Below are 2651 nucleotides of genomic sequence, written 5' to 3' on the forward strand. Positions count from 1 at the left end.
GTAAAAACACTTTACATGGCAAAAGATATACCGCTGACTTTTTTCTGTCTTATTTGGCTGTTTGAGTAAATTTGAGTAGATTTTTAGAAGCGGTTGGATTAGCGATGAACTGATTAAACAGGCAATGATAGAATTTGAACAAGGAAATTACCAATTACTAATAACCACAGGATCTCCTCTAAGTAAAGGCCATTTTCTCAGTAAATATAATAATTTTGCTGAATTAACAGCAGCTACTTTAATATCTTTGGGTTTTGATCAAAATAAGTTAGTAGTTATACCCTGTCCATGGGTAGAATTTAACCGAACATATAGTGCGGCTATAGCAGTCAGAGAGTGGCTATTAACTTCAAAGTATCCAGTAAAGGTGATTAATCTTTTTTCCTGTGATGTCCATACACGTAGAAGTTGGATTATCTACCGTAGAACTTTGTCCCCTCAATTTAAAATCGGAGCAATAGCCTCTACTACTAATATGTATAAATCTGAAAAATGGTGGCAATCTAGCGCAGGATTTCGTTTCGTGGTAGGCGAGGCGATCGCTTATATTTACGTTAAGCTATTTGAGAGACTTTTAATCAAAGCTTGATAATTATACATATTGAGGCGAGTAAATTCTGAAGCTAATTAACTTAAATAATGAATCAAACTACTAATTCTCTTCTCCCAAAAGTATACTTAATCGGTGCAGGTTCTGGGGACCCTGAACTATTAACTGTCAAAGCTCAAAAAATTATTACTAAAGCTGATGCTATTTTCTATGCTGATTCTTTAGTACCTAAGGAAATTTTAAAGGATGTTCCCTCTAAAACCGAATTAATTCCTACAGCCAATTTAACCTTAGAAAAAATCATTCCCATGATGATTGAACGAGTTAAGGCTAATTTAGCAGTAGTTAGGTTGCATTCAGGAGATTTAAGCCTCTACAGTGCTATTCACGAGCAAATTCAAACTCTAGTTGCCGCTGAAGTCCCTTTTGAATTAGTACCGGGAATTAGTGCTTTTCAAGCGGCAGCTGCTCAACTAGGGGTAGAATTAACTATTCCTGATTTAGTACAGACCATTATCTTAACTCGTGTCAGTGGGAGTGCCTCTCAAGTTCCACCAACAGAAGAATTATCTACTTTAGCGGCACATCAAGCTAGTTTGTGTCTCTATTTAGCTGCTCGTCATGTAGCAAAATCTCAAGAAAAATTACTACAACATTACCCTCCAGAAACTCCTGTAGCCGTTTGTTTTCGCGTAGGTTGGCCAGATGAAAAAATCTCTATTGTTCCCCTTAAAGAAATGACTGCCTATACCGAAGCTGAGAACTTGACGCGCACAACTCTCTATATTGTTAGTCCTGCCTTAGCTAGTTTAGATTCTTCTTTACCCACTAGGTCGCGATTATATCATCCAGAACATAGTCATATTTTTCGACCAAGAAAATAAATTTTAGGCGATCGCTTTTTACTATTCCCCCCTTAGTTAAGCTATCCCTTATAAGCAACTCGTGAACTCCTTGTCTAGCAAGGGAGCACCGGAGCAGGGAGCAGGGAGAGGAGTTTTAAGTAAAATTACTTAATTTGCCAAATAATGTATTTTTTTATACATTATTTTCTTAAACAAAATCTAAAAAAGCACTGATACACAAGTTATGGTTTTTGTAAAGTTTTATGTTAAGAAAGATGTTTATAAAGGATAGCACCATTGATGAGGGTATTTACTCATTACTTATTACTTCAAGACTTCAAGACTCAAAAGGGCGATCGCTTTTTACTATTCCCCCCTTAGTATGAGTAGTATGAGTAGGGTGTGTTAGGGCGAAGCCCGTAACGCACCAAATTATGTCAGTAACCTGTAGGTTGGCTTTTAATTTTAATTTATCTTTGAATTTATCCTGGCGATCGCTTTTTTGTATTTAAAGAGGGTGATCGCTCTTCTGTAACTTGTTGAGTTCTTTTTGTCTTAAAAATGGCGATCGCGTGGGAGATTTCGCTCGGTTGGCGAGTGCGCAAATAATAACCTAGTATGAATTAAAAGAGTATACTAGAATCATTTCCACCATCGACTAACATCTTGAATAGCTTCAGTCATATCTCTAAGAGCTTCAATTCCTCCAAATTTTATAATTGAAGGGGCTAATTGAGGAATATTTTCGAGGAAATGGGAACGATTTAAACTAGCTAAAGCATAAAGTGTTTTTATGAAAAATGAGCTGTCAACAGATATGGAAGTTAATCTATTAACTAACTCCTGTAATCCTGTAGCGCGAATGTATATATTCCCAATAGCGCGGGCGGCTTCCAAGGCAGATGGTAACAACTCAGAGGGTAAATAGGCTGTTAATCGCTCTAATGCCATAGCACGGTATCTTTCAATCCCAATAGCTCTAGCAGCTTCTAATGCTTCTGGTAATACCTCAGGTAAATAGGGTACTAACCTCTGTAATGCCATAGCACGGTTGTATTCAGACCCAATAGCAAGAGCGGCTTTTAATGCTTCTGGTAATACCTGAGGAAAATGGGATGCTAACCCCTGTAATGCCTCTGCACGGTAGGATTCAGACCTAATAGCAAGAGCGGCTTCTAAGGCATCGGGTAACAAATCAGAGGGTAAATAGGGTGCTAACCCCTGTAATGCCTCTACACGGTTGTATTCAGACTCAA

General features: G+C 37.8%; 3 protein-coding genes and 1 pseudogene. 2 read left to right on the plus strand and 2 right to left on the minus strand.

Annotated elements, in window-relative coordinates:
* The first annotated feature begins 124 nt into the window (after window positions 1–124).
* Both MW688_RS10075 and cobM read left to right on the plus strand, forming a co-directional pair.
* A complete protein-coding gene (locus MW688_RS10075) occupies window positions 125–589 on the plus strand; it encodes a hypothetical protein (RefSeq protein ID WP_486735843.1) in 465 nt (154 codons plus the stop codon).
* 50 nt (window positions 590–639) lie between these two features.
* The gene (cobM, locus tag MW688_RS10080; protein WP_486735844.1) at window positions 640–1434 is read left to right on the plus strand and encodes a precorrin-4 C(11)-methyltransferase; all 795 of its coding nucleotides are present in this window, start codon (window positions 640–642) and stop codon (window positions 1432–1434) included.
* Between the two features lie 443 nt (window positions 1435–1877).
* Here cobM and MW688_RS10085 read toward each other — a convergent pair whose 3' ends face one another.
* The gene (locus MW688_RS10085) at window positions 1878–2000 is read right to left on the minus strand and encodes a hypothetical protein (RefSeq protein ID WP_486735845.1); all 123 of its coding nucleotides are present in this window, start codon (window positions 1998–2000) and stop codon (window positions 1878–1880) included.
* 37 nt (window positions 2001–2037) lie between these two features.
* A pseudogene (locus MW688_RS10090) lies at window positions 2038–2651 on the minus strand (apoptotic protease-activating factor); the annotation flags it as partial.

The sequence above is a fragment of the Johannesbaptistia floridana genome, from assembly GCF_057440575.1.

What these genes read in the sequence shown, in the direction of transcription:
- MW688_RS10075 (WP_486735843.1), top strand. Translation starts at nt 125, where the DNA reads ATGATAGAATTTGAACAAGGAAATTACCAATTACTAATAACCACAGGA.
- cobM (WP_486735844.1), top strand. Translation starts at nt 640, where the DNA reads ATGAATCAAACTACTAATTCTCTTCTCCCAAAAGTATACTTAATCGGT.